The 24,934-nt window shown below is 36.2% G+C and carries 14 protein-coding genes; 10 read left to right on the top strand and 4 right to left on the bottom strand.

All coding sequences use genetic code 11. The features are described 5' to 3' along the window. The first annotated feature begins 621 nt into the window (after positions 1-621). Both OKW21_RS23910 and OKW21_RS23905 read left to right on the top strand, forming a co-directional pair. Complete coding sequence (locus OKW21_RS23910) at positions 622-3,900, top strand: right-handed parallel beta-helix repeat-containing protein (protein ID WP_277484378.1); 3,279 nt, start codon at positions 622-624, stop codon at positions 3,898-3,900. Between the two features lie 412 nt (positions 3,901-4,312). After that, entirely contained in the window at positions 4,313-9,034 is a 4,722-nt protein-coding gene (locus OKW21_RS23905; RefSeq protein WP_277484375.1) for a right-handed parallel beta-helix repeat-containing protein, read from the top strand. 106 nt (positions 9,035-9,140) lie between these two features. On the opposite strand, the gene OKW21_RS23900 is transcribed toward OKW21_RS23905, so the two are convergent. Together OKW21_RS23900 and OKW21_RS23895 are read right to left on the bottom strand one after the other, a co-directional pair. Beyond that, positions 9,141-10,118, bottom strand: coding sequence for a hypothetical protein (locus OKW21_RS23900; protein WP_277484372.1), 978 nt, complete (start codon positions 10,116-10,118; stop codon positions 9,141-9,143). An 84-nt stretch (positions 10,119-10,202) separates the two neighbouring features. Next, positions 10,203-11,129 (bottom strand): glycosyltransferase family 2 protein, encoded by a 927-nt coding sequence (locus tag OKW21_RS23895; protein ID WP_277484370.1) that lies wholly within the window; start codon positions 11,127-11,129, stop codon positions 10,203-10,205. Positions 11,130-11,802: 673 nt separating this feature from the next. Here OKW21_RS23895 and OKW21_RS23890 point away from each other — a divergent pair. The 8 genes from OKW21_RS23890 (at position 11,803) to OKW21_RS23855 (ending at position 22,395) form a co-directional block, all read left to right on the top strand. Continuing rightward, the gene (locus tag OKW21_RS23890; RefSeq protein ID WP_277484369.1) at positions 11,803-14,160 is read left to right on the top strand and encodes a GumC family protein; all 2,358 of its coding nucleotides are present in this window, start codon (positions 11,803-11,805) and stop codon (positions 14,158-14,160) included. Continuing rightward, positions 14,157-15,545: a flippase gene (locus OKW21_RS23885; RefSeq protein ID WP_277484365.1), complete on the top strand. Its 1,389-nt coding sequence runs from the start codon at positions 14,157-14,159 to the stop codon at positions 15,543-15,545. Before OKW21_RS23890 ends, OKW21_RS23885 begins: the two co-directional genes overlap by 4 nt. 75 nt (positions 15,546-15,620) lie before the next feature. Further along, positions 15,621-16,544 (top strand): sulfotransferase domain-containing protein, encoded by a 924-nt coding sequence (locus OKW21_RS23880; protein WP_277484363.1) that lies wholly within the window; start codon positions 15,621-15,623, stop codon positions 16,542-16,544. After that, positions 16,505-17,449, top strand: coding sequence for a glycosyltransferase (locus OKW21_RS23875; RefSeq protein WP_277484360.1), 945 nt, complete (start codon positions 16,505-16,507; stop codon positions 17,447-17,449). The genes OKW21_RS23880 and OKW21_RS23875 overlap by 40 nt, the downstream gene beginning before the upstream one ends. Continuing rightward, a complete protein-coding gene (locus tag OKW21_RS23870; protein ID WP_277484358.1) occupies positions 17,433-18,761 on the top strand; it encodes an O-antigen ligase family protein in 1,329 nt (442 codons plus the stop codon). Before OKW21_RS23875 ends, OKW21_RS23870 begins: the two co-directional genes overlap by 17 nt. After that, positions 18,721-20,004 (top strand): glycosyltransferase family 4 protein, encoded by a 1,284-nt coding sequence (locus OKW21_RS23865; RefSeq protein WP_277484354.1) that lies wholly within the window; start codon positions 18,721-18,723, stop codon positions 20,002-20,004. Before OKW21_RS23870 ends, OKW21_RS23865 begins: the two co-directional genes overlap by 41 nt. After that, on the top strand, positions 19,991-20,776 hold the full coding sequence (locus tag OKW21_RS23860; RefSeq protein ID WP_277484353.1) for a glycosyltransferase family 2 protein: 786 nt from the start codon (positions 19,991-19,993) through the stop codon (positions 20,774-20,776). Before OKW21_RS23865 ends, OKW21_RS23860 begins: the two co-directional genes overlap by 14 nt. Positions 20,777-21,138: 362 nt before the next feature. Beyond that, positions 21,139-22,395, top strand: a complete 1,257-nt coding sequence (locus OKW21_RS23855) for a glycosyltransferase (protein ID WP_277484351.1) — start codon at positions 21,139-21,141, stop codon at positions 22,393-22,395. Between the two features lie 2 nt (positions 22,396-22,397). Here OKW21_RS23855 and OKW21_RS23850 read toward each other — a convergent pair whose 3' ends face one another. Continuing rightward, a complete protein-coding gene (locus OKW21_RS23850) occupies positions 22,398-23,642 on the bottom strand; it encodes a glycosyltransferase family 1 protein (protein WP_277484350.1) in 1,245 nt (414 codons plus the stop codon). Continuing rightward, a complete protein-coding gene (locus OKW21_RS23845; protein WP_277484347.1) occupies positions 23,639-24,754 on the bottom strand; it encodes a glycosyltransferase in 1,116 nt (371 codons plus the stop codon). Before OKW21_RS23845 ends, OKW21_RS23850 begins: the two co-directional genes overlap by 4 nt. Between the last annotated feature and the right edge of the window lie 180 nt (positions 24,755-24,934).

Genomic DNA, 24,934 nt, shown 5'->3' with positions numbered 1-24,934 from the left:
TACAAAAGTTGGAGTAGGCTTACTAAAGTAGCCAAAAGTATTCTGAAGAATTTTGGCACCGAAGACAAAATCTGTTTTCAAAACTCTGTTATACCAATTTAGTTTTGTCCACTTACTTACAAATAAGGTATAACTACATGACCACATTTAGTATTTATACTAAGCATATTTTCATTTTGATTGAGTATAATGTCTTAAGGAGAATGATTGATCAAAAATGTATATGAATGTAGATTATCAGAGTTGCATAGAAAATATGGAATCATATTACAGTCAATATTTTATAAAAAATCTTAAAATAAAGCTATCAAAATACACTAATGACACTTTGATGTAAAATTCTCACTAAAAGGTACAAATGCCTGTTTTTCAATTTGATAAGCTGCTTATCAATATAATAAGCATAGCAAGCCTCTTTGAATATTATTTTTTCAACTACCGTAGAATTATTTGGAATTGACCAAGGTGCTAAGGAGTAAATCAGTTCAGAGGAAATAATTTAAGGTTAGTTATTACTTCTTTCCTACATATGTAGATCTCTTATAAGATGTTGGAGTACTTTTTGACTGTCCATCAAAAATAACTAAAGCTTTTAAGTAATTCTCCACATTAAATTTAACTATGATTTTTACTTTACAGTCTAGAATCTATCTACTCTTTCTTATCGCTTTATGGATGGTATTTCCCGTTTTGACTATTTCGGCTCAGCCAAGCGGGACATCTGGTACAGTAAGCAAAAACTATAGTATTCCCAGCGGGGCCTATTTTGCGGCTCCTAATGGTAATGGGAGTGCTCCTTGTAGGGAAGGAAATCCCTGCTCACTTTCTACAGCATTACAAAAAGCTCCTCGTGGTGCTACCATTGTGCTAAAAGGAGGTACTTATCGTACTAGTAAGTATAGCACAACTATTTATAGGCGTTTAACAATCCAGCCTTATCCTGGAGCGAATGTAACTATTAAAGGTAGTGAAATAGAAAAAGACTGGGTTGCTTCTGGTAATACCTGGAGGACTCAATGGGATGATTTGTTTGGTAAGCCTAATAATGACGATGGTAGAGCTATTAAAGAAAATCCGATGGCAGACCATCGTGATATGGTATATATCAATGGGCAATCCCAAAAACAAGTGAGTTCTAAAAGTCAGGTAAGCGCTGGTAAATTTTATGTTGACTACTCAAGTAAGAACGTTTATATCGGTACGAACCCATCCGGTAAGCAAGTGGAAATCAGTGCGGTATGGTGGGGATTTAATACTTATGACCTTAATGAGAGTGGAGTCACCATCAGAGGGCTGAAGATTATGCATTATACTGATGCTGGTCTTTTCATAGGCTCACCAGGCACCGTAATTGAAAATTGTGAAGTAGTATGGAATGGAGCGGCAGGCATCAGGGTACAACATGCCAATGATGTAGTCCTTAAAAATAATTTGTTCGCTTATAATGCCTGCCAGGGGGGGGGTATTTCGTATGCTGATCGTATCAAGCTAATTAACAATAGCTTTAAGGAAAATAACTATGAAAACTATAACAGGAACAGTTGGTCTGCCTCGGGAGTCAAACTGTTATGGTCGAAAAATGCAGAAGTGCGAAACAACTCTTTTGTAGATAATGACGCCAATGGTCTTTGGCTGGATGAGAGAAGTAATAACTCAGTCATAGTCCATAATTTTGTGAAGAACAGTACGCGTAGTGGTATCCACTGTGAAATATCAAACAATGTAATTATCGCGGGTAATGTAGTACTTGAAAGTGGTAAGCATCAGAGTTATTTGGGCAAGGGTATTTCCGTGGCCAACTCATCTGGAGTGAAAGTGTATAATAACACACTTTACGATAATGAATTAGCATTGGATGTCATTGAGAATACGCGAGGGGATGAGAAAGATCCTAATGACCCTTACATTACCAGAAATACGGTTATTAAGAATAATATTTTATCTGAGGCATTTATTAGTGAGTACCCCTCTTCTTTATATCACATGAAGAAGAAAAATTGCGGAGATAATGCCATCAGTCAGCAGGACAATAATGCCTACTATAGGTCTACTGCAGGTGATCCAAATTTAGCGATAAGATGGAAAATCAATAACAATAGTTGTAATGAAGAGCAGCGCTTTGAAACTATACAGGAGTTCAAGAACAAGTTGGGCTTTGAGAAAAATGGCTTCGGTATACAAGGAGGTAGTGAGCCTTTCTTTGTGAATGCCGGTTCGGACAACTTTAAACTTAAGTCTTCCTCAATGGCTATTAAGGCGGGGGCTCCCTTACCATCAGATGTAGCTCAGGCTATGGGCTGGGAGAGTGGCAAAGTAGTAGACATAGGAGCCTATCAGACCAACATCAGTGAGTCACAGGCCCCTAGCCCCGATACGGGCACACTTCCCTGGAAAGAGACCTTTACGACCAGCGATGGCTCTACAAGTGATAATGGTTTAAGCGACGGAAGTGCCTGGAGCCTGAATAGAGGAAACATGTCAAGTAATGCGGCATTTAATGTGCAAAATAACCGTTTGCATGCCAGAGGAGCAGTAGGGGAAGGAAGCTGGCGCTCAGAGCAAATTAATATTGAAGGAAAAGAAGTAAACTTATCCCTTATGTTGTACTCACAAGGTGATTTGGAAGACCCTTCAGATTATGTGAAAGTTTATACTCGAGTAGATGGTTCTGAAAAGCTAGTCAAAGAAGTAAATGGTAAACTGGGTAGCTCAGGAGTACAGGTGAAGGCATCTAACATAAAAGGTAAGACACTACAACTCATTGTAAAGTTTAAGAATAGCGATTATACTGAATTTTACTTTCTGGATAATGTAAATGTTAATACTTCAACGACTACAGCTACCCCCTCAAAGGGAATAATTGAGGGGATGTCAATTGTAGTAGAGAGTACAGGAGCAAAGGTTCCTGGCTATACATCTCTTGATGAAGGCGAAACCGTGCATCTGGATGATCTTCCTTCTACCGGGCTTAATATTTACGCTAATCTAAGCAAGACTGTTGGTAGTGTGGTATTTGATTATAATGGTACTAGTGCTTATCAGATAGAAAATAATGCTGCCTATGCTTTGCAGGGTAATGGTGGAAGCTATAGTAATCTAGATCTACAGCCAGGCGCTAACTCAATTACCATAAAAGCCTATAGTAATTCAAATGGTAAAGGAACATTGTTGGATTCAAAGACGATTAATTTTAATGTTAAAGGCGATGGAGGTTCAGGCTCCAGCCCAAGTCCTAGCCCAAGCCCAAGTCCTTCAGGTGATATAATAAAGAGTATATCGGTAGTAAAAGAAAATACGGGAGAAAAAGTCAGTGGTTATACCTCTATTACAGAAGGTGAAACCATTCATTTGAGAGATCTTCCTTCTGCTGATCTTAATATGTATGTCAATATTTCTGGTACGGTTGGTAGCATTGTTTTTGATTATAATGGCGTGTCAAGGTATCAGGTAGAGGGTGTAGCGCCTTACGCTTTGCAAGGTGATGGTGCAGGGTATAGAAAGCTGTACTTTAATGTCGGTTCGCATACAATCACAATCAAAGCATACAGCCAATCAGGAGGAAAGGGTACTTTACTAGACCAAAAAACTATCAATTTTAATGTAAAAGATGATGCTTCACCAGCTAGTAACAATGCAATGCTAAATATCAATCCTTTGGAGGTTAGCGTTTCACCCAATCCTTTTGTTAATGATATAACCATTAATGTTGAAGGCGCCACGAATAATAAGGTGAATCTGCAGATCACGGATTACGTAGGCAATGAAATGTTTAAAAGAGATCAGGTGAGTACGGAAGGAAGCATTTATCTTAACTTGTCACACCTACCTTCTAATATATATATATTGAGAGTACTAGATGCTGCGGGTAATATCCAAAATATACGCTTGCAGAAAGACTAGCCGCAGTGAGGAGTAATTGTTTACTAATAAAAAAGCCGACTATTTAGTCGGCTTTTTTATTAGTAAAGTACAATGATTCAAATTGTTTATCGCTCTCTTGATATTGTAAAAGTACAATTAACTTCAATTTGTGTTAGGAAGGGTGTATAAATGTTTTATTTATGTTGTTGTAATGTATTTTCAGTTTGTGATGTTTTATAATTTTAATTTTATTCTAACTAATGAAAGTTATAAGGATGATAATTTAATCTACCTGAAAAAGAATGAATAAAACAAAAGCACTCATTTTTTTAGCTAATCTACCATATAGTTTAAATATTACACTTCTGGATAATATTAGTAAAGTGCAATAAATACGAGACAGAGTGGTCGCTCATTTGATGCTTTGAATAGTACAAATAAATGAGTGATTATGAATAGGAACTTTACTTTCAAGGAATGGATACTTACCCAGCAGCTTTGGGTAAGATCTGTGTGTTGTTTGTTATTTTGTTATTGTACTATTCAAACAATAGCACAGCCCGGTGGAACCTATGGGCCAGCAAATGCTAACTATAGTATACCCAGTGGAGCATATTTTGTATCACCAGATGGTACAGGAAGTGCGCCATGTAGTGAGAATAACCCATGCGCACTTTCTACAGCGTTGCAAAAAGCACCTCGGGGTACCACCATTGTAATAAAGGGCGGGACTTATCGTACTAGTAAATACAGTACTAATATTCCACGCCGATTAACTCTTCAGCCTTATCCCGGTGCGGAAGTGGTTCTCAAGGGTAGTGAAGTAAAAAGAGATTGGGTAGCATCCGGTAATATTTGGAAGGGAAACTGGTCAGACTTATATGGCAAGCCAAATAATGACGACGGAAGAGCAGTAGGCGTAGAAAACCCAATGGCTGACCATCGTGATATGGTATATATCAATGGACAATCTCAAATACAGGTAGGCTCATTGAGCGAAGTAAGTCCCGGGAAATTTTATGTTGACTATTCAAACAAGCTAGTCTATATCGGTACGAACCCATCTGGCAAACAAGTAGAAATCAGTGCAGAATGGTGGGGTTTAAATACGTATGGTGTATCAGAAACTGGTATTATCATTCGTGGCCTAAAATTGATGCATTATACTGACGCAGGTATATTTATTGGCTCATCAGGAGCAACGGTAGAAAACAGTGAAGCAGTTTGGAATGGTGCAGCTGGTATCAGAATACAGCATGCTGATGATGTAGTATTGAAAAACAACTTATTTGCATATAATGCCTGCCAGGGAGGAGGTGTAGCTTATTCTGATAGGGTTAAGCTGATCGGAAATAGTTTCAGCTACAATAATCTGGAGAAATACAATAGAAACAGCTGGTCGCCTGCCGGAGTGAAAATCCTATGGTCTAAAGAAGTAGAGGTACGCAATAACTCATTTGTAGATAATGATGCAAATGGCCTCTGGCTGGACGAAAAATGTAATGGGTCAATACTGGTAAATAATTTCTTAAAGAATAACTCTCGTAATGGGATACATTGCGAAATCACCGATGATGTAATCATTGCCGGTAATGTGTCGCTGGAAAGTGGTAGCAATGAGAGGTTTATAGGAGCAGGTATCTCAGTTGCAAACTCATCAGATGTAAGAGTCTTTAATAATACTTTGCATAATAATGAGATAGCGCTAGAGGTGTTTGAAAGCACCCGTGGGGACGAGAAAGACCCTAATGATCCGTACATTACCAGAAATACCGTAGTAAAGAATAATATACTTTCAGAAGCTTTTATCGGCGAATACCCTTCAGCTTTGTATCATATGAAGAAAAAAGAGTGTGATGATAATGCTATCGCTGAACAAGATTATAATGCATATTATCGCTCTACTGCAGGAAAGCCAAGTTTGGCTGTTAGGTGGAAGATTAATAATAATAGCTGTAACGAAGAGCAGCGCCTGGAGACTATTCAGGAATTCAGAAGTAAATTAGGGTACGAACAGCATGGTTTTGGAATTCAAGGTGGTAGTGATCCATTCTTCGTAGATGCTAGTTCGGGAAATCTAAACCTTAAGCCTACTTCAATGGCAATCAAGTCAGGCGCTCCATTACCTGAAGATGTGGCTCAGGCAATGGGTTGGGAAAGCGGAATAGCAGTAGACTTAGGCGCTTATCAGACCGATATTAGCTACTCTCCAACGCCTGAAATTGGTATACTTCCCTGGGCAGAAACCTTTACCACCAGTGATGGCGCTACTGATGATAATGGATTTAGTGATGGTAGTGCCTGGAGTTTGGACAGAGGCAGTATGTCCGGTAATGCTGCTTTTAAAGTAGTTGATAATCGTTTGCAGGCAAGAGGTGCAGTTGGAGAAGGAAGCTGGCACTCTGAAAGCATTAATATTGAAGGTCAAATCATAGATATTTCTCTCATGTTATATTCTCAGGGAGACCTTGAAGACAGGCATAACCCGGATTATATTAAAGTATATTACAGGGTAGACGGAGTAGATTATCTTTTAAAAGAGGTCAAAGGAGTGATAGGTAGTTCAGGAATTAAGGTAAGTATTTCTGAAGTTATAGGACAGCAATTAGAGTTGATCGTAAAATTTAAAAACAGCGATTATACTGAATTCTACTTCCTTGATAATATAGAAGTAATTAGTACAGGTAGTACTGAGCCCAAAGCTGAGATTACTGATATTAGCTTGGTAAACAAAGAAAACGCTAACACACTTGATGAGTATGATTTAGCGTCTAATATTGTAGAACTGGATAAATCTGTACTAAGGGTTGATGACTTGGATATACATGTGGAAGTTGAGGGAGATGCTGGTAGTGTAGTTTTTGATTTGAATGGCATTACAAACTATAGTATTGATAATGAAGCTCCTTATGCTTTGCATGGAGAAGAATCTGCAGAACTACCTATTGGAGAAAATACAATTAAGGTTAGAGTCTATAGTGAGGTAGATGGTAAGGGTATATTATTGAGTGAGAAGTCAGTCTCTTTTCTCGTCAAAGAAACTTTAAGTTATGAGGCGGCTGAGCGTTGGTACGAGGATTTTTCGCTTCCTGCGGAAACCAGAGATGATTTTGGTAGTACAGCATGGCATTTAGATGCATCCACTGTAACACCAAGCAAGGCTGTCTTTCAGGTAGAAGACAATATGCTTAGGTTATCTGAAACCTCCTCCAAAAAAGAAGCAGGTTATGTGACGTGGGTATCAGAAACCATCAACATTTCAGGTCAACCTGCTGCTAAAGTAAGCTTTGATGCTAAATATGTTGGGATCATGGAAGATGATAAAGCTACCGGAGATTTTATAAAGGTGTACTATAAAGTAGATAATCAACCCCTCAAAACGATTATCGCTAAGTATGGAGGCTTTGAACAGGAAAATCATTGGTATCAGTTTGAGCAACGTAACATTATTGGAAAGAAGCTTCAGATTATCATTCAAGCACGTACTACTACAGATACTGAAAGTTATTATGTGGATAATATAAAAGTAAGTGAGGATCAAGTAGAACGCCCTGTACAGGCTTTACCATGGCAGGAAGATTTTGTTAAAGCAAATGATTTAATAGAACAGCAAGATGAAACAGCATGGTTTTTTAGTCAGGTGGGGCAAGAAGAAGATGAGCTTTTTGGAGTAAAAGATGAAAGTCTGTACTTCTCTGAGCATACAAGTGTTACCAAATGGTCAAGTTACCCGATTAGTATTACTGGTGCAAAGCGTGTAAAAATAGGTTTTGATATCAAAGGAGTGGGAAAGATGGAAGCTGAAGGTATACAGCACGATTTCATCAATGTGTATTACCGCCTAGATAAGGGCGAGAAGCAAGCACTCTTACTTCAGGATGGTAATCTACACACTCAAAATGAATGGATACGTATAGAAAAGGCAGGGCTGGTAGGAGATACTTTAGAAATCTTTATTGAAGGAAGAACCTCAGCCAATTCAGAGTCTTATTTTGTGGATAATATCACTGTAAAAGACGAATACGAAGAAAGCCGTGTTCAGGTATTACCCTGGTATGAAGGCTTTGAAGGAGCTGATAATTTATTAAGTGAAAAAGATAAAACAGCTTGGTTCTTAAGCTGGACTGAAGATGATGAGAAGGGCTTGTTTGGTATCAAAGAAAATAAGCTTTACATATCTAGAAATGTAACCCCTGTGACATGGTCTAGTGAGCCAATCAGCATAGTAACAGCAGAAAGCGTTAAGGTAAGCATAGATATTAAAGAAACCGGAGTCATGGAGAATTCAGGAGCGGCCAGGGACTTTCTTAATGTCTATTATCGTATCAACGGAGGCAGCCTGCAACCAATATTAGAACATACTGGCAACTTGAAAGAAGATGACCGGTGGTTTCATATCGAAACCGGAGGTATTCAAGGCGAGACAATTCAGATCGTTATAGAAAGTAGGACTTCTGCTCTACAAGAAGCATACTATATTGATAATGTCACGGTGGAAGAAGAAAGTACCCAGGGTGAAGAAGCGCCTGAGGAAGAGATTGTCAGTACGTTGACTATTTATGCTGCTGGGAAATCTGGCTATGAAACGATGGAGTTAAGAATAGATGGAGAAGCAGTGATGAGTTGGGACTATATTGGTGGAAATGTATATGATCCTATATTTGAGGAATATGTATACGAGCATAAAGGTGCGAAACTCAAAGCTTCTCAGGTACAGGTAGTCTATATCAATGATAAAGGTTATCAGCCATATACTGGAATTAGAGTTGATAAGATAGATATTGATGGTGAAGTATTTGAGACAGAAGCTTCCACAACGTATGGCGTAGGCGTATACCTTGATGGAGACTGCCAGGAAGGTTATTTACAGGATGAGAATTTGCAATGTGGGGGATATTTTAGATTCAACGCTTCAGAGATTGAAAAATACTTTCTGGAAGTCAACGCTTATCCAAATCCATCTCAAGGTGAACAAAAAGTTGAGTTTACTACAAACTTAGATAAGGTAACGGTAAGGGTAATTGATATGCAGGGAAATGAATGGGTCAAATACCCTGAGGTAAATACTTCCAATACTTTGCAGTTAGATTTAAGCTCACTGAAGGCAGGAATATATATTTTACAAGTATCTTCAGAAAGCACATACTCAGAGATGCGTATTTATAAAGAATAATAAATGTGTAAAAACAAGAAAAGTAGGCAGCTATAAGGCTGTCTACTTTTTATTAATGCTAAGTTCACTACAGGATAATATTGATATTAAAAAGCCCCTCTCCTTATTACCTTGCAAACGACTTAATTTTGTTAAGTGCAATGTTTCCAATCTTTGACAAAGTATTCAAACTATAGACTTGATTTTTAATTGCTTTAAAAGAATAATCTTCAAGATCCTGAAATATTTTTTCACCAAATTTTTCGTAGCCCTGATGCGCGTAAGCCGCTGATATTTCATGATGTTCCTGTAAGGTGGAGAAGAGCCAGGCAAGTATATACTCTCTGGCTGTACAATCAGGATCAGTAAGTTCATTTAAAAAAGCCATTTCAGCCCAGCCAGGAACTCTTTTCAAACCATGCTTCGCAAATTTCTTAGAGAGTTGACTTTTAAAAGTATGGTCAAATACGCTTTTGGTAATCCTAAATGGGCCTTTAACATCAAGAGAAAGGAGAAAGAATTCTTTATCTCTCATATAGTTCAACACATCGACAACCTTATCCTCCTGCTTGTAAGCATCAATTAAACCAGGCTCAAATTCAAGCATAATCGTTTTGTTCTGCATTTGTTGGCTTAATGAGCTGAATAACCTCAAATCAATTCCTTGAGCATCAGTCTTAAACCAATCTACATAGTCAATGCCTATCTCTTCTATAACCTTTTTAAGTTCGACAATTTTCAATTTTATCTTATTTGTAACTTCAAAAAAGTCTGCATAGTGATAAGGCTGAAGTTTAGGGAGGTTTGGTTCTAAAAGGCTTGAGCAATAAGGGCTCTTGGTAAGATAGAAGTCCATTTCATCATGTTCAGCTTTATCAACTACAATCTTATTAAACACATAAAGCTTTTTGAACAGCTTATCCTCTTTCTCTATAAACTCAAAATCACGGTCGTCCGCATCAAAAGCCAAACCAATTGAGAAGGATGCAATTTTTTTCCAAACAGGGTTGATATCATTAGAGGCACCAATGTCTACGAGTACCGGAGGTTTTGTAATAATATCTTCTCTGGAAGAAATTTTATCAATAATCTTGGCTAGGCCCATGTTAATTAGATGAAAGGTTGAACATTTTGTTATCTGAAAATGTGCATTTTTTTTTATTGCAGCTTACTTTCTCATGATGTAAACCTATAATTTACTAACTCTAAGTTTAACCCATTCGATTATTCTTGAGAAAGTCTTTACATAATGTATTGCAAATAGAAGGAAGAAAAGTTGAATGCGTTGATAAAAAGAAATCTTTATGGTAGCTCTTGCATGAGCTGTTTTCCTGTAAGCCTGGAATAAGGGTATGTAAATAGCTAGGAGTTCAAAAATATATTTGATCAACTGCTTATAAGAAGGTACAGGCTGATGATATTTGCTGTTAAAATTTCTGTTTACACGGTAGCTTTTTGAGATTATAGCTTTGATGCTACTTCTAGCCGGGTGTTTAACCACAGCATCAAATGCAAATAATTGAGCTAAGCCTGCTTTATGCACCCTCTGCCCCCACTCATAATCGCCTCCGGAGGCCATATCCTGATTAAAAAAACCTACTTTATCAAAGGTATTTTTACTAGTGAACATATTTGCAGTAGCAGCAAAATGATTTTCATGTACATAATGATGTTGGGGGAAGGCAAAAGCAAGGTCAAACACATCCCCTAATGTTTGCTTACTATTGGTAGTAAACACCTGAATATGCCCACCCACAAGACCTGTATCTGGGTGCTCTATTAACTTAGCAATACCTTTTTCTAACCAGTATAAATTAGGAATACAATCAGAATCTGTAAATGCGAGATACTCGCCTTTAGCTGTTTTAATTCCTTTATTCCTCGCTGCATAAGAACCTCTTTTTTTCTCAAACAAGTATTTCACATGGTATTTTTCACAGATACTTTTGATGTCTTCAGTAGAATTATTATCAATTACAATTACTTCATATCTTAGACTTAAACGCCCTTTTTGTTGGTTTTGTAAAGCTTCTAGACATAGTACCAAACGTTCAGTATCATTATAGACAGGAACAATGACTGAAACAAAAATAGGTTCTTTAGCAGAACATTTCATTACTTTATTAGGCTTGAAAATGACATTAAAAAATTATTAATACTTAGCTATTCAAAAACTGGTTTTATATCTGGCGATTAACTTTCTGAGCATCAGAAAATAATATAAAGGTAAGGTTTTTGTAATAAAAGTCACTTCTTCATAACTAGACATGCTTAAAAACGGTTAGGTGTGTTTTCTAAAATTAAGAGTAAAAAAATATAAAATTATTAACATTATTCTGCTTTTCTTAATATTATTTTCGTTAATTTTGAATTTATTTATTTATACGCAAATTTTTAGTAGATAGCCAATGGTAAGTTTTAGCACTATATAAGTATGTAAGATATTTTTTATTTAGCAATATTTTTAATTTCATTTAAAAGGCTATCGAAACCTAGATAAATACTGAAACGAATTTATTGTCTGATTTATTGATGTTACTATGAGAAGAATACAAATAGAGAAAAAGCAGGGGTTGAGTGTTGGAAAAAAACATCAATAGATTAAGAGCAAAGGTAAAACAATAAAAATTAAAAATTATCCTCTTACAATATTTGATGTCAACCTATTAACAGAAAACATTCACATAATCATAACTATTTTCAAAAAAAAAATTAATGTCTTCTATAGGGTTTAGATATAATCAATGCGTATTGTGCAATTTTAACATTCAAATCAAAATCAATAGATAATGAAAACAAGCTTTTTGGAAGATAACCTTAACTTCAAGCTCATTATTCAAAAATGTATACAAAAATGGTATTATTTCGCAGTTGGCTTGATAATAGCATTAGGTATTGCATTGATTTATCTCAAGACAACTACCAAATTATATGAAGTAAAAGCTACTGTAAAACTAAACGATCCGAAAACTAAACCGCAAGTTGATTCAGAAACTGTGGCTTTTGCAAGTTTAGGGGGTAGCTCAGAAATTGATGATGAAATTGGTATGCTTTCATCCTTTTTTATGGTTGATAAAGCCATTGGTCAATTAGATTTTAACACTACATATTATCATGATAATCATTTTCTAGGTATCACTGACTCGGAAGAGTTTTATAAGAAGATTAAAGTACATTTTGATTTATCTACTTTGCAACCTATAGGGGTTCCAGTCTATTTAAGTTTGATTGATGAAAACCGTGTTCGTGTAAGGGTAGAAGCGGAAGAGGTTTATCTTTATGATATATTGGGCGAGAGTGTAAGCGAAGAACCAATTAAGGCGCTTGAAATAGAAAAAGAAATTTCGGTAAATGATACATTAAGAAGCCCTCATCTAAGCTTTTGGTTAGATGAAAGTAGTCTTGAACACATGGAGGTGGGTGAAGACTATTTTTTTATGCTTCACTCTAAAAATAACGTAGTAAAAAAATATTATGAAAGGCTGAGTATAATCAAGCTTACTGAAGATTCAAATATTATTGAGGTAAGCACCAACGGATCAGTGATTGAAAAAGAGGAAGACTTTATCAATACCTTGATCAATGCATACATTGATTTTGATTTAGCTACAAAAAATCAGCATGGGGTAAGAACTATTCGGTTCATTGATAATCAGCTATCAGTAGTGTCAGATTCGCTCAAAGATGCTGAGAGTACACTACAAGACTACAGGACAAGCAATAATTTGGTTGATATCGGAATCCAGTCAGAAAGGCTTGCTAAAAGACTGAGTGAACTTGAAGTACAAGAAGAGAAGCTTAGGATTCAGTATGAATATTATAAAAACATGGCCCAGTATCTTGGGCAGGATCCAAACTTTGATAATGTAGTAGCCCCTGCTTCAGTAGGTATCGATGACCCTCTTCTTAGTAGTTTAATCATTGAATTATCAAACCTAAATAGGGAAAAGGTATCTATAGGGTATAGTTCCAATGATAACAATCCTGTGCTTAAAGTAATCAATAGAAAGATCCAAAATGCACGTGAATCTTTAAAAGAAAATGTTGACAATCAAATTAAGTCTACACAGCTAGGGTTGACAGAAGTTAGAAGAAACATACAGTCTGTAGAGAGACAGTTAAACCGCTTACCTCAGAATGAACGAAATCTTGTAGATATCCAGAGGAAATTCACATTGAATGATAACATCTATAATTATTTGCTTCAGAAAAAGGCAGAGGCAGGCATTGCAATAGCTTCCAGTGTTAGTGATAAAATGATGGTAGATGAGGCAAGGGTTGTTGACGATAGTCCGGTTTACCCTAATCCTGTTAAAGTGTTATTTCTGGCATTTTTTGCCGGGGTCTTTTTTCCTCTAGGGTTAATCCTTGTGAAGGATATGTTCAATGAAAATATAAATAGCCTTGATGATATTCAAAGAGTCGCAGAAGTTCCTGTATTAGAGACTGTCAGGTTAGAAAAAAAACATTCAAAAAAGCCTTCCCTTTCCAAAGACCCTGTAGTCAATGAGAGCTTTAAATTTTCTCGCCTTCATTTAAACCGTTTGTATGGCGAAGGAACCGGACAAATCATAGGGATTACTTCATCCATAGAAGGAGAAGGTAAAACATTTTGTACTGCTCACCTGGGAGCTTCTTTTGCCCTGTCCGGTCGTAGGACCATCATTATTTCGGGTGACTTGCATCGTCCTAAGCTGAATGGATACTTTAATGCGCATCAAACACCGGGGATTTCAGACTATATAACGGATAAAGCATCTTTTCACGAGGTTGTCCAGCAAACTAGTGTGGGGCATTTAGATATAATAAGCGCGGGCAGTAGTCATTTTACTGACCCTTCTAGTTTACTCGAGAGTAAAAAGTTTCAGGATTTATTAGTAAAGCTCAAATCGACTTACCAGTATATTATCGTAGATACACCACCCATAGGTTATGTAGCTGACTATTTGTTCATGGAGCCGCTTTTCGATATCAATTTATTAGTTGCCAGACAAGGAGTTACCACTACTCCAATTCTTAGAACTACAGTTGAAATGCTTTTGAAAAGAAAAGTCAGTAATCTGCATGTGATCTATAATGGTGTCAGTAGCGTAGCGGATAACGACTATGGTTACAGAAAGAATATTATTTCCTACCATAAGGTATGAAGACACTTTTGAGCAAAATTAACGAGTTAAAGTCACAGCTGATGAAGAGTGAGATGCTTAAAAAAGTGTCTGCTAATATGTCATGGTTATTTTTTGAACGCATGATTATGTTAGCTGTCACTTTAGCAGTGGGGGTATATGTGGCTCGTTACCTGGGACCTAAATATTATGGCATTCTTAATTTTGCTATTAGCTTTATCGCTCTTTTTATAGCAATTGCCAACTTGGGTTTGCAAAATGTTTTAGTAAAAGAACTGGTAGAGCATGAAGACGATCATAATATTTTTATGGGAAGTGCATTTCTCATGAAATTATTGGGAAGTATCATCCTGCTTATTATCGTTTTCTTTTCTAGCCAACTGATGGAGCTGGATGCCTCCACTAGAATTATTGTTTTTATTATCGGTGCAGGTCTTTTGTTCAAGTCATTAGATATTATTGGCTTTTTCTTTCAATCTGAGGTTCGGTCAAAATTTGAGGCAATCGCCAGGACTACTTCTTTACTGAGTATATCAGCGATCAAAGTTATACTAATATTAGCAGAAGCTCCCCTGTTTTATTTTGCTTTGGTGTACATGCTTGAGCATGTAATTACTTCTACTGTACTCATAATATTTTATATGCGGCAGGGAAGAAGTATCACTAACTGGCGTGTTGATAAGAAAGCTGTTTCCTATTTATTTAGTGAATGCTGGCCAATTATCATATCAGGCTTAGTAGTATCAATCCATCTTAAAGTAGACCAAGTAATGATCAATCAGATGTTAGGGGATGAAGATGTAGGATACTATGCGGCCGCTGCAAAGATATCAGATGTATGGTATTTTATTCCTACCATAATAATGAGTTCAGTATTTCCTGTCATTGTAAAAACAAAAAATAGATCAGAAAGGCTGTTTGGCAAGCAATTACATATGTTATATGATGCCATGGTCATATTATCATTATCTGTAGCCATTCCCTTAACTTTTTTATCAGACTGGTTGATAAACCTGCTTTACGGTCCGGAATACATCTTAACAGGTAAAGTACTATCTATTCATATATGGTCCGCAGTATTTGGTTTTATGAACGTGGTGCGGGGAAAATGGGCTGTAATTGAGAAACAACAAAGGTTTGGAGTGTTTATACAGGGTAGCGGGGCATTTGTTAACATTGCGCTTAACTTTTTTTTGATTCCTGCATATGGAATCATTGGAGCAGCTATAGCAACATTAATTACAGTGGCATCAAATGTTTTAATTGCTCCTTTATTTATTAACGCAAATTATAGAGGACAAGTAAGAATAATAGTGAGCTCACTAAATCCATTTAGCCTTGTGCCCAGACTTTCAAGGCAAATTAAAACAGCACTTGGAGGAAAGGAATATCAAATAGTAAAATGATAATAAGCTCATGCAGCTATAAAAATACTAAATAAAAGAGCTGAACAGATCCATAGAGACATTAAATAATAAAAGATGAAAATCCAATTTGCTGTAATCGGAGGGCAGAAATCGGGCTCTACTTATGTTCAAAGTGTGTTAGCAGCACACCCACAAATCTATATGCCAGAAGATGAGGTACCTTACTTTGAAGATCCTGACTTTCAGGAAGGGGGTATGCAAAAGTTAGACGCACTTTTTGAAAATGTAAACAATGAGCTTGTGTGTGGAATCAAACGACCAAATTTATTAGGGAGTTCGCAGTATGCGCCACGTCTTAAAGCAACATTAGGACAAATCAAACTTATTGTGATGCTTCGTGACCCAGTAGTACGAGCTGTATCTGCTTACTACCATTATATGAAGGATGGGTTTTTACCTCCGTTGTCATTGTCTGAAGGGATGAATAAAATTTTAGAAGGTGATATGAAAGCCTACGGTAGACATTCAGAGATTGTAGAATTTGGCCTGTATAGTAAGCACCTCAAAAATTATTTGAAATATTTTAATCAGGATCAGGTGCTTATACTGTTGTATGATGAATTAAAAAAGAATAAAAAAGAAGTGATAAAAAAGCTTTATCGCTTTGTGGGAGTAGATGAGAGTTATAACCCTGAACAGGTTATCAATAAAACTCCTCAAAAAGTAATCTATTCAATTCCCAGACAAAGTTTTATTAGTTTAAGTAATCCATTCAAATACACATACAATGATGAAAAAACACGCTGTTATATAAAAGAGCAGCACATAGGGGATCGTTTAGCTTGTAAGTTTGTTCGGGGGGTAGATAAGTTAGTGATAGCAAAGATATTCAGTAACAAAAAACCTCAGCTAAGTAAGGAGTTACATGCGTCCTTATATTCTCGGTTTCATGAAGATATTGAGCAACTCGAGGTTTTAATACAAAAAGACCTAAGTAAATGGAAATTTCAGCTTCCCAAAACCGTAGGTATTTTGTGATGGCTCCGATTATACTTTTTGTTTACAAAAGGCTTAAACATACTCAGGAAGTGATCAGGGCTTTGCAACAATGTGATGGAGCCCGGGAAAGTGAGTTGTATATATATTCGGATGCTGCCCAGAAGCCGGAGGAAGAAATACAGGTAAATGCATTGAGAAATTATCTTGACACGATTGATGGATTCAAAAAAGTCCATATCACCAAAAGAGCACAAAATCATGGGTTAGCGCATAATATTATAAATGGGATTTCTGAAGTCATCAATAAGTACCAAAAGCTGATAGTATTAGAAGATGACATTATTTGTGCCCCACAGTTCTTGTCGTATATGAATGAGGCATTAGAAAAGTATGAGGATAAGGAAGATATATTTTCTATCAGTGGTTATCATCCTCATGTCAAGTCACCAGGTCAAGTTAGTGCAAGTGTTTATAAAAACTACAGAAGTTCTTCGTGGGGATGGGCAACCTGGGCAGATCGTTGGAATAAAGTAGACTGGGAGGTAAGTGACCATAAAGAATTTTTCAAAAGCAAAGGAAAACGACAAGCTTTCAATAAAGGTGGTGAAGACCTTAGTTGGATGTTATGGAAACAGATACACGGTCTGTTAGACTCCTGGGCAATACGCTTTTGTTATGCACAGTTTAAGAATAAAGCTTATACGGTTTTTCCAGTTGAATCTCTGGTTACCAATACGGGCTTTGATGGGAGTGGAAAGCATAGCGAAATTACTTCAAAATTTTATGTTCAACCAAAAGGGGATAACATTAACCTGAATTTGCCGGAAAACCCTGAGGTCAACATATATCTGATGAAAAAATTCAGGAAATATTATAAGTTGCCTTTTAAAAAAAAGGTAAAAAAAGTGCTACTAATGGACATGCTCAATGGATGGAATAGATAATAAGAGTAGTCATAGTTTTAATGTCGCTTATAAGTTACTGCTAGTAGTGTTATTGGTAAGATTTTTTTTTCCTCTGCTCCAGCTAAGTACTTTAGGTAATGTTAGCTCTGAGGTCGGAGCAGAAGGATATATAAGAGTGCTTGCTTTAGGTGTAATGATGATTTTTTTGCTGCAGCTTCTAGCTAAGTATTCCTTTACTTTTGCTTACGAAAGAGCGCTAACAGCAGTAATGACGGTCTTTGTGATTTTGGTAGGGGTACAGTTTTTTATGTTGGATAACAAAATGTTCAATATACAAGGAGCCATCAAGTATTTCTTTTACTTTACTTTTATAGCTGTATCTCTCTTCAGTGCTATAGTCCATTCAGACAAAACCATACAAATCATTCTAAATGTATGCTTACTCTTATTCATCCTGGTATTAATATTTTATCCTTATCTGATTGCAACTTCAGGGATAGACCCATTAACTGCATTACTATACAATGAGCATCGTTTACATTTTTTGTTGCATGCCTCTAATGAAGATGCTCATTTCATGACTACCCTATTTATCTTAGTGATGATCAGGTTACGAAAGCACAGGGGATGGACATTATTGTTAGCAGGTTCATACTACTTAGCGCTAATATACAATGGTACACGTTCAGCTTTTTTTATTGCCCTTATACTCCCTATTTTATTTTTTATACTGCACAAAAAGAGATTCATATCTTCATTCGTAATATTAGGGATCATCTTTATTACCAGCTTTTCCTATATTTCTGAGTATGTGCAAGTGAAATTTGAGAAAGATCTCGAAGTACTTGAACAGACAGATACGGTATTATCTGGGCAAGAGGTCGGAGGGTCATTTTCATATAGAATCGCACATTTATGGGTGCCTATGATATCATACACGAATAGAGAATCCCCTATCATTGGAAATGGCAGTAACGGGTGGGATATTATTGCTGTAAAGTTGTTGAATAACAAGAAAGTTGAGTCCCCACATAATACTTTTGTCTGGGCATATGTGAACTGGGGTATCATAGGAGTATTTTGTATGCTTATGCTATTTTGTATTCCTTTTTTTAGCATTATCAAAATTTACCTTTCAAAGCCTGATAGCAAGTACCAACTGCTTATAGTAGGGCTTATTTGTACATGGTTTGAGTTTTTTATATGGTCTATGATTGCCAATGCCTATACAGTTCATGGGTGGGTAATACTATCTCTATTGATTGTATTATCTGTAGCAGTAAAATATGCCGTTTACAAGTCTTCTGATTATGAAAAAGAAACCCAGGGTATTAATTATAAGTACGCGTGATAAGACAGGAGGAGCTGCTAGAGCTGCTTTCCGTTTACATCAAAGTTTGATGAGCATAGGAGTAGACTCTTATATGCTAGTATTATCTAAAATTAGTAATTGTGAAAGAGTTATTGCGCCTCATACCAAGCGGGATATCGTATTAGCTAAATTAATGCCCAGTTTAAATAGCTTATTCCTTGAACTTATAAGTAGAAATAAGAATAGAAGAGTATTTTCTGCATCTTATTCTCTTTACTCAATACAAGATAAAATAAAAGAGATATCGCCTGATATTGTTAACCTACATTGGGTAGGTGATGGATTTCTCTCTATGAGAGAACTAAAGAAAATTAAAGTTCCTATTGTTTGGACATTACATGACATGTGGGCATTCACAGGAGGCTGTCATTATGCGATGGAGTGCAAGAATTATATGGCAAAATGTGGATATTGTGAAGCCTTGGAGTCTGATAAGGCAAATGATATAAGCAGAAGGTTGTTTCTTGATAAACAAAGAGCTTACTCAGAAAGTGATATCACAGTAGTACCGTTGAGCCAATGGTTAGCTAAATGTGCTAGCAAAAGCTCTCTTTTTTCTAATAAAGAGATTAGAGTAATTCCTAACCCCATTGACCTGACAGTATATAAACCGTTAGAAAAACAGGTAGCGCGTAAGATGCTTAACTTGCCAAGTAAAAAGAAACTGGTCTTCTTTGGGGCAATGAAACAAAGTAATCCTATTAAGGGATTTGAGAAATTGGCTGAAGCTATATGTGGCTTACCTACTGATCAGTTTGAAATAGTAATATTAGGAGCTTCGGAAACACAAGAAGTATTTGAAGAAAAATATAAAGTCCACTATCTGGGTAAGTTATCTGATGATATTGCTTTGGTCACTGCATATTCAGCAGCGGATGTTATGGTTGTTCCTTCATTATATGAAAACCTTTCAAACGTCATTATGGAATCATTGGCCTGTGGTACTCCGGTAACTGCTTTTGATATCGGAGGAAATAAGGACATGATCATACACAAAGAAAATGGCTATCTAGCCCGCCCCTTTGATACAGAAGATCTAAGAAAAGGAATCAGCTGGGTAACTGAGGACAAAAACAGAGAAAGCATACTTAGGCAAGCAGCGAGAGAAAGTGTTCTTCAAAAATACAACCCTAGAGTAGTTGCAGAATCATATCTACGATTATTTGAAGAAAAGCTTGACAAACATAGAAAAATTAGTTTAGCAGAAAATGAAACTCATTAAGATATCAATAGTAACTCCCTCTTTTAACCAAGCTGAATATATTGAGGAAGCAATACAAAGTATACTAAACCAAAATTATCCTAACTTTGAGCACATTATTGTAGACAACTGTTCCACCGATGGTACAATAAAGATATTGAACAAGTATCCACATTTAAAATATATTTCGGAGCCTGATGAAGGGCAAAGTGATGCTATTAATAAGGGGTTTAAGCGGGCGACAGGTGATGTGATAGGGTGGCTTAATGCAGATGATTATTATTATCCAGATACTTTTGCCAAGGTAAATGAACAATTCGCAAATAATAAAGTGGATGCCATTTACTCAAACGTAAAATTTGTGAATGCCGAAGGAAAAATGATCAGGAGTCTAAGATCTCACATTCCAGTTAGATGGATGGGATATTTTCTAACTTTTATACAGTCAACTTCCTTTTTCTTTAGGCGTAGAATTATAGAAGATAATAACCTGCTTGATAAAGACCTATTCCAATGTATGGATAGGGATTTCTTCGTTAGACTACTATATAGAGGGTACAAGTTTAAATTTGTGAACGCTTATTTTGCCGCTTTTCGTTGGCATCAAAGTAATAAGTCTGTATCTAAAAGTTATAGTGAAACCAGCATAAAAGAACATTTCTATATTATTAATAAAAATACTTCATACAGTATAGAAAGCTCACGTCTTAATAAATTTATATACAAAGTAATTGTTGTACTTTTTGTCAAACCTGTGAGAAGGACTTTAAAAATCATAAGTATTTTCAAATAGATAAATTTTACCCAGCTTTAATTCAATCTGAGAAAACTTTCTTTAGTGTAACGAGTTAGAAATTGAATAATAAGCATATGTGTCATATAGATATAAAGCTGCAGGGTTTTTGCTTTTAAATACTTTGCTTAGCACTAGTAAAAGCAGATCAATACTTTTGTAGTTTGCTTATTTTAAGATTAATTATAAAAAAAGTCGTATTATCACTTTGTCTTTGTTTGGAAAGGATAGATCTGTAATTTTTTTTATAATTTGGGTTTATTTTAGATGTTTAATGCATAATAGAAGATGAAAGAAGCAATAAGGATAAGTATTTGTCGTAATATTTTTATCATTGATTTTTTTTACTGTCTTTATTAGAAATGAAAATTCTTTTGTCTGCATACTCATGTGCGCCCGATGCTGGAAGTGAGCCAAGCTGTGGTTGGAATTGGGCAGTCCAACTTGCTGGTTTAGGAAATCAAGTATGGTGTTTTACTGCACAAAGTAATAAGCAAGTTATACTCAATAAACTAAAAACTCATCCTGTAGAGAACCTTCGTTTTATCTTTATTGAACTGCCATATTGGCTAGAAAAAACGAAAGCATCACAGTTCTTTCCTTTGGCATACATGCATTACCTTATTTGGCAGTACTATGCTTACAAGGTAGCTAAAGCTAAACATGCATCAATCGGTTTTGATATTGTTCATCACGTTACGTTTGGTTCTATTCAGTTAGGCTCGCATATGTGGAAGTTACCCGTACCATTTGTTTTTGGTCCGGTAGGAGGGGGAGAGAAGATTCCACAAACTTTAGAAAAATACTCATCTTCTGGTGCGCTTAGAGATAATTTACGAAGCTTCATGAGTTTTGTAATCATGAATATATTTAAAAGTACTAATGCTACTTCCCAAGCGTCACTTGTGCTAGCTACAAGTTGTGATACCGCAGATGTTGCTAAAAGGTTAGATGCAAAAAATGTTAAGTTATTCTTAGATTGTGGCGTTTCAGCTGGTTTCATGCCAGAAATTACACCTAAAAGAGAAGTGAAGAATTATATAGATGTATTGTGGGTAGGCAGATTACTTCCCCAAAAAGGTTTGGACTTAGTTTTAGACGTTTTCAAGAGATTAGGGAAAAATCATAATATAAGACTTACGGTTGTAGGAGAGGGCCCAATGGGTGATGAGTACAAAAAAAATGTAAAGAAAAACGACTTAGAAGATATTGTTAGCTTTGTTGGTACTCTCGAGTATTCAGAATTGAGGGAGTATTATCTAAGCCATCATATTCTCATGTTTTGCCCATTAAGAAATGCGTTTGGTATACAGATATTGGAAGCTATGGCATGCGGACTACCTGTAATAACCTTAGATCAACATGGGGCAGGCACATTAATTCCTGAAGGGGTATGTATCAAAGTAAATCCGAATGATGATAGTTTAATTGATCGTCTCAAAGAAGCTTTAATAAAATTAGCAAAAAACAAAAGGTACAGAAATCAACTATCAAGCAATGGGCTTGAGTATGCTAAAGAAAACAGTTGGCTCAAAAAGGCTCAGACCATGACGAGTGAATATGAGAAGCTGTCAGTTAAACGAGAAAGAGTCTCCGAGAAGAAGCTTCGTATCCACTAAGTTTAATAGACACTTTCTCTGTGTTTTTGAAGCAATGGATGATTATATATTTGGCTAACAATTTTTTCCAATAAAAAAAGTTTTGCACGAGATTGCGTCGTTTTCTTAAGCTGACTTAGTACACCTCTATTACAGTTTATATATTGAATTACTTCCGCAATTTCTCTTATTATTTTTTGCTCATTTTTGTTTCTGGTTGAAATAATCACACCACATTTTTCAGTTATATGCTCTCCCGGCCCTCCTAGGTCAAGACATATTACAGGTAATTGATGAGCAATAGCTTCAATAACAACATTGCCTCCTGCTTCACGCAAGCTTGGAAACACCATGAGGTCATAGTTCTGGTAGATGCTAAATAAATGCTCCTGAGAGATTCTATCAATCCATGTTATTTTATGATTAATATTAAGTTTTATAGCCTGCTTATTGAACCATTGTTTATCATTTCCATTGCCAATGATAGTGAGTTGATAATTAGGTTTTTTTTGAAGTAATAGTGCAAATGCTTCCAAGACAAGATGTAACCCTTTCCAATACACTAAACGTCCAACGTAAAGTAGTTTCAATTCCATCTGGGTACTGTCTTGAGATTGACTCTCCGAAATTCTTGGAATTTCTTGAAGACCAATTTCCGTATTAATAATACATCGCTCATGATACTTGGAAGGAATTTGCTTGAGTGTTTCAAGGTTTTTACAGGCAATCAGTGTGCTGTTTTTAAAGGTTTGTCGTAGCAATGGATTATAAATTGATAGCTTGTTGACAAGATCTCGGAATAAATCAATTAGAATATGGCGTTTTTTTAACCCCTTTTTTAAATAAAAAGGGTATTTTTCTCCTCCCCCTAAAGGGCCAAAAATGAAAGGTTTACCTAGAAACGCGAGCAAGGAGGGTATACGAAACACACCATATGTTATATGGTGTATTAAATCAATCTGATAGCGAAGCAGCCACCGTTTAGCTTGAAAGAACACTCCTATCTGCCACAGGAAATAATAAAGATGTGCTGTAGATGACTCCGTATCTTTAAAGCCCATCCAAGTGGGAAGATCATAATAAAGAAAAGTGACATTTTTAGAAATTTTCTCATATTCTTCATACTGCTCAATGGCCTTACGATTTTCACCTCGGGTAGCTACATATACCTGATGTGATTTAGCCAATTCTACCGTGAAATTCCAGCCTACGCCAGGCTCACTACCAAAATTAGGTCGGCATGCAAATGCAGAGAGAAGGATATTCATGCTTGGCTTTCTGTTAATAATATTTTATGCATGTTTGTTAAAAAAATTTCCAGTCTGTACTTTTCAAGGTACCGCTGACGACCGGCTTCACCCATTTGTTTCCTTAACAGAGGATTTTGGATGAGCATTCGTAATTTGTTGGCCGTAGCTTCCACATCTCTTGGGGGGACTAACCATCCGGTTGTACCGTCCACCACAATATCTGGAATTCCTCTCCAGTTACTGGCTACTACAGGAAGCTTGAACATCATTGCCTCTACAACTACATTTCCAAATGACTCTGATTCATAAAAGCTTGGAAAACAAAAAATATCAGCATGAAGGTATTTTTCCCATTTATCTTTTCCATGCAGTACCCCTTCCCACAAAACTATACCATCAAGCTTATTTTTTTTGCAGAAGTGTTTTGTTTCCTGCTCAAATTCTGCCGAAGTAAATTCGCCAACGATATGTAATTTAACGTTCTCATCTTTCAGTAAATTAATGGCTTCTAATAATACTTTTACGCCTTTGCTCTCACTGAGCATACCTACAAATAAAATATGAACTATATTATTGTTTGTAGACGCTTCATTACTGGAAGAAGAAAGCATACCTTCAGCCTGATCCTCTAATCCGTTAGGTAGTATATAAGTATTCTTGGCTTTAAAATACTTCCCATCCGCTGGATTTAAGGAAGATAACTGAATGGCTGCGTTAGGGTAGCGGTATACCCAATAGGCTAAAGAGTGAAACCAGGAAGGCTGAGACTGAATAAAATCGGATAAGCCAGCAGCTCTAAAGTGAAATATTGAAGCGGGTATAAACCTTCTAAGTATACCCAGTATTGCCATATCTCTAAATACTGGAGTCCTATTGGGACCTGCCGGCATATAATATATAGTATTGACATTGTAGCGAAGACTGATATAAATGCCCCTGGCAATTACCTCGAGCAAATGGAACACTTTCTTAAAGCCAGCTTTACCAATGTTATGGATATCTTTTGAGAAAGCTAATCGGATGAAGTAGATCTTAATTCCCGGTAATTTTGCCTTTATCAACCGTTCAGTCATCAAGGCTTGTCCATGATAGGGAGGTGGGGTCTGACCAATTACTAAAAGTTTCTTCATATATACTTCTATTGATCGCAAGTAACGACAAAAGGGAAAAGCCTACAAATTTAGAAAACAGATTAAAGGTTTGAGAGATAAAAAAATCAGGAGACACTTCGCATGTCGCAAAAATAACTCAAAAATAACTCAAAAATATAATGTTCTAAAGAAGATCATTATGTACACAAAAATTGATAT

The organism is Catalinimonas alkaloidigena (genome assembly GCF_029504655.1).
GTDB lineage: Bacteria > Bacteroidota > Bacteroidia > Cytophagales > Cyclobacteriaceae > Catalinimonas > Catalinimonas alkaloidigena.
The sequence above is the reverse complement of the archived record's forward strand: the minus strand, read 5'-3'. Positions and strand labels throughout refer to the sequence as shown.

Bases quoted from the DNA above. Each gene is read 5' to 3' on its own strand.
- OKW21_RS23910 (WP_277484378.1), top strand. From the start codon at position 622: ATGATTTTTACTTTACAGTCTAGAATCTATCTACTCTTTCTTATCGCT.
- OKW21_RS23905 (WP_277484375.1), top strand. From the start codon at position 4,313: ATGAATAGGAACTTTACTTTCAAGGAATGGATACTTACCCAGCAGCTT.
- OKW21_RS23900 (WP_277484372.1), bottom strand. From the start codon at position 10,118: ATGGGCCTAGCCAAGATTATTGATAAAATTTCTTCCAGAGAAGATATT.
- OKW21_RS23895 (WP_277484370.1), bottom strand. From the start codon at position 11,129: ATGAAATGTTCTGCTAAAGAACCTATTTTTGTTTCAGTCATTGTTCCT.
- OKW21_RS23890 (WP_277484369.1), top strand. From the start codon at position 11,803: ATGAAAACAAGCTTTTTGGAAGATAACCTTAACTTCAAGCTCATTATT.
- OKW21_RS23885 (WP_277484365.1), top strand. From the start codon at position 14,157: ATGAAGACACTTTTGAGCAAAATTAACGAGTTAAAGTCACAGCTGATG.
- OKW21_RS23880 (WP_277484363.1), top strand. From the start codon at position 15,621: ATGAAAATCCAATTTGCTGTAATCGGAGGGCAGAAATCGGGCTCTACT.
- OKW21_RS23875 (WP_277484360.1), top strand. From the start codon at position 16,505: ATGGAAATTTCAGCTTCCCAAAACCGTAGGTATTTTGTGATGGCTCCG.
- OKW21_RS23870 (WP_277484358.1), top strand. From the start codon at position 17,433: ATGGATGGAATAGATAATAAGAGTAGTCATAGTTTTAATGTCGCTTAT.
- OKW21_RS23865 (WP_277484354.1), top strand. From the start codon at position 18,721: ATGAAAAAGAAACCCAGGGTATTAATTATAAGTACGCGTGATAAGACA.
- OKW21_RS23860 (WP_277484353.1), top strand. From the start codon at position 19,991: ATGAAACTCATTAAGATATCAATAGTAACTCCCTCTTTTAACCAAGCT.
- OKW21_RS23855 (WP_277484351.1), top strand. From the start codon at position 21,139: ATGAAAATTCTTTTGTCTGCATACTCATGTGCGCCCGATGCTGGAAGT.
- OKW21_RS23850 (WP_277484350.1), bottom strand. From the start codon at position 23,642: ATGAATATCCTTCTCTCTGCATTTGCATGCCGACCTAATTTTGGTAGT.
- OKW21_RS23845 (WP_277484347.1), bottom strand. From the start codon at position 24,754: ATGAAGAAACTTTTAGTAATTGGTCAGACCCCACCTCCCTATCATGGA.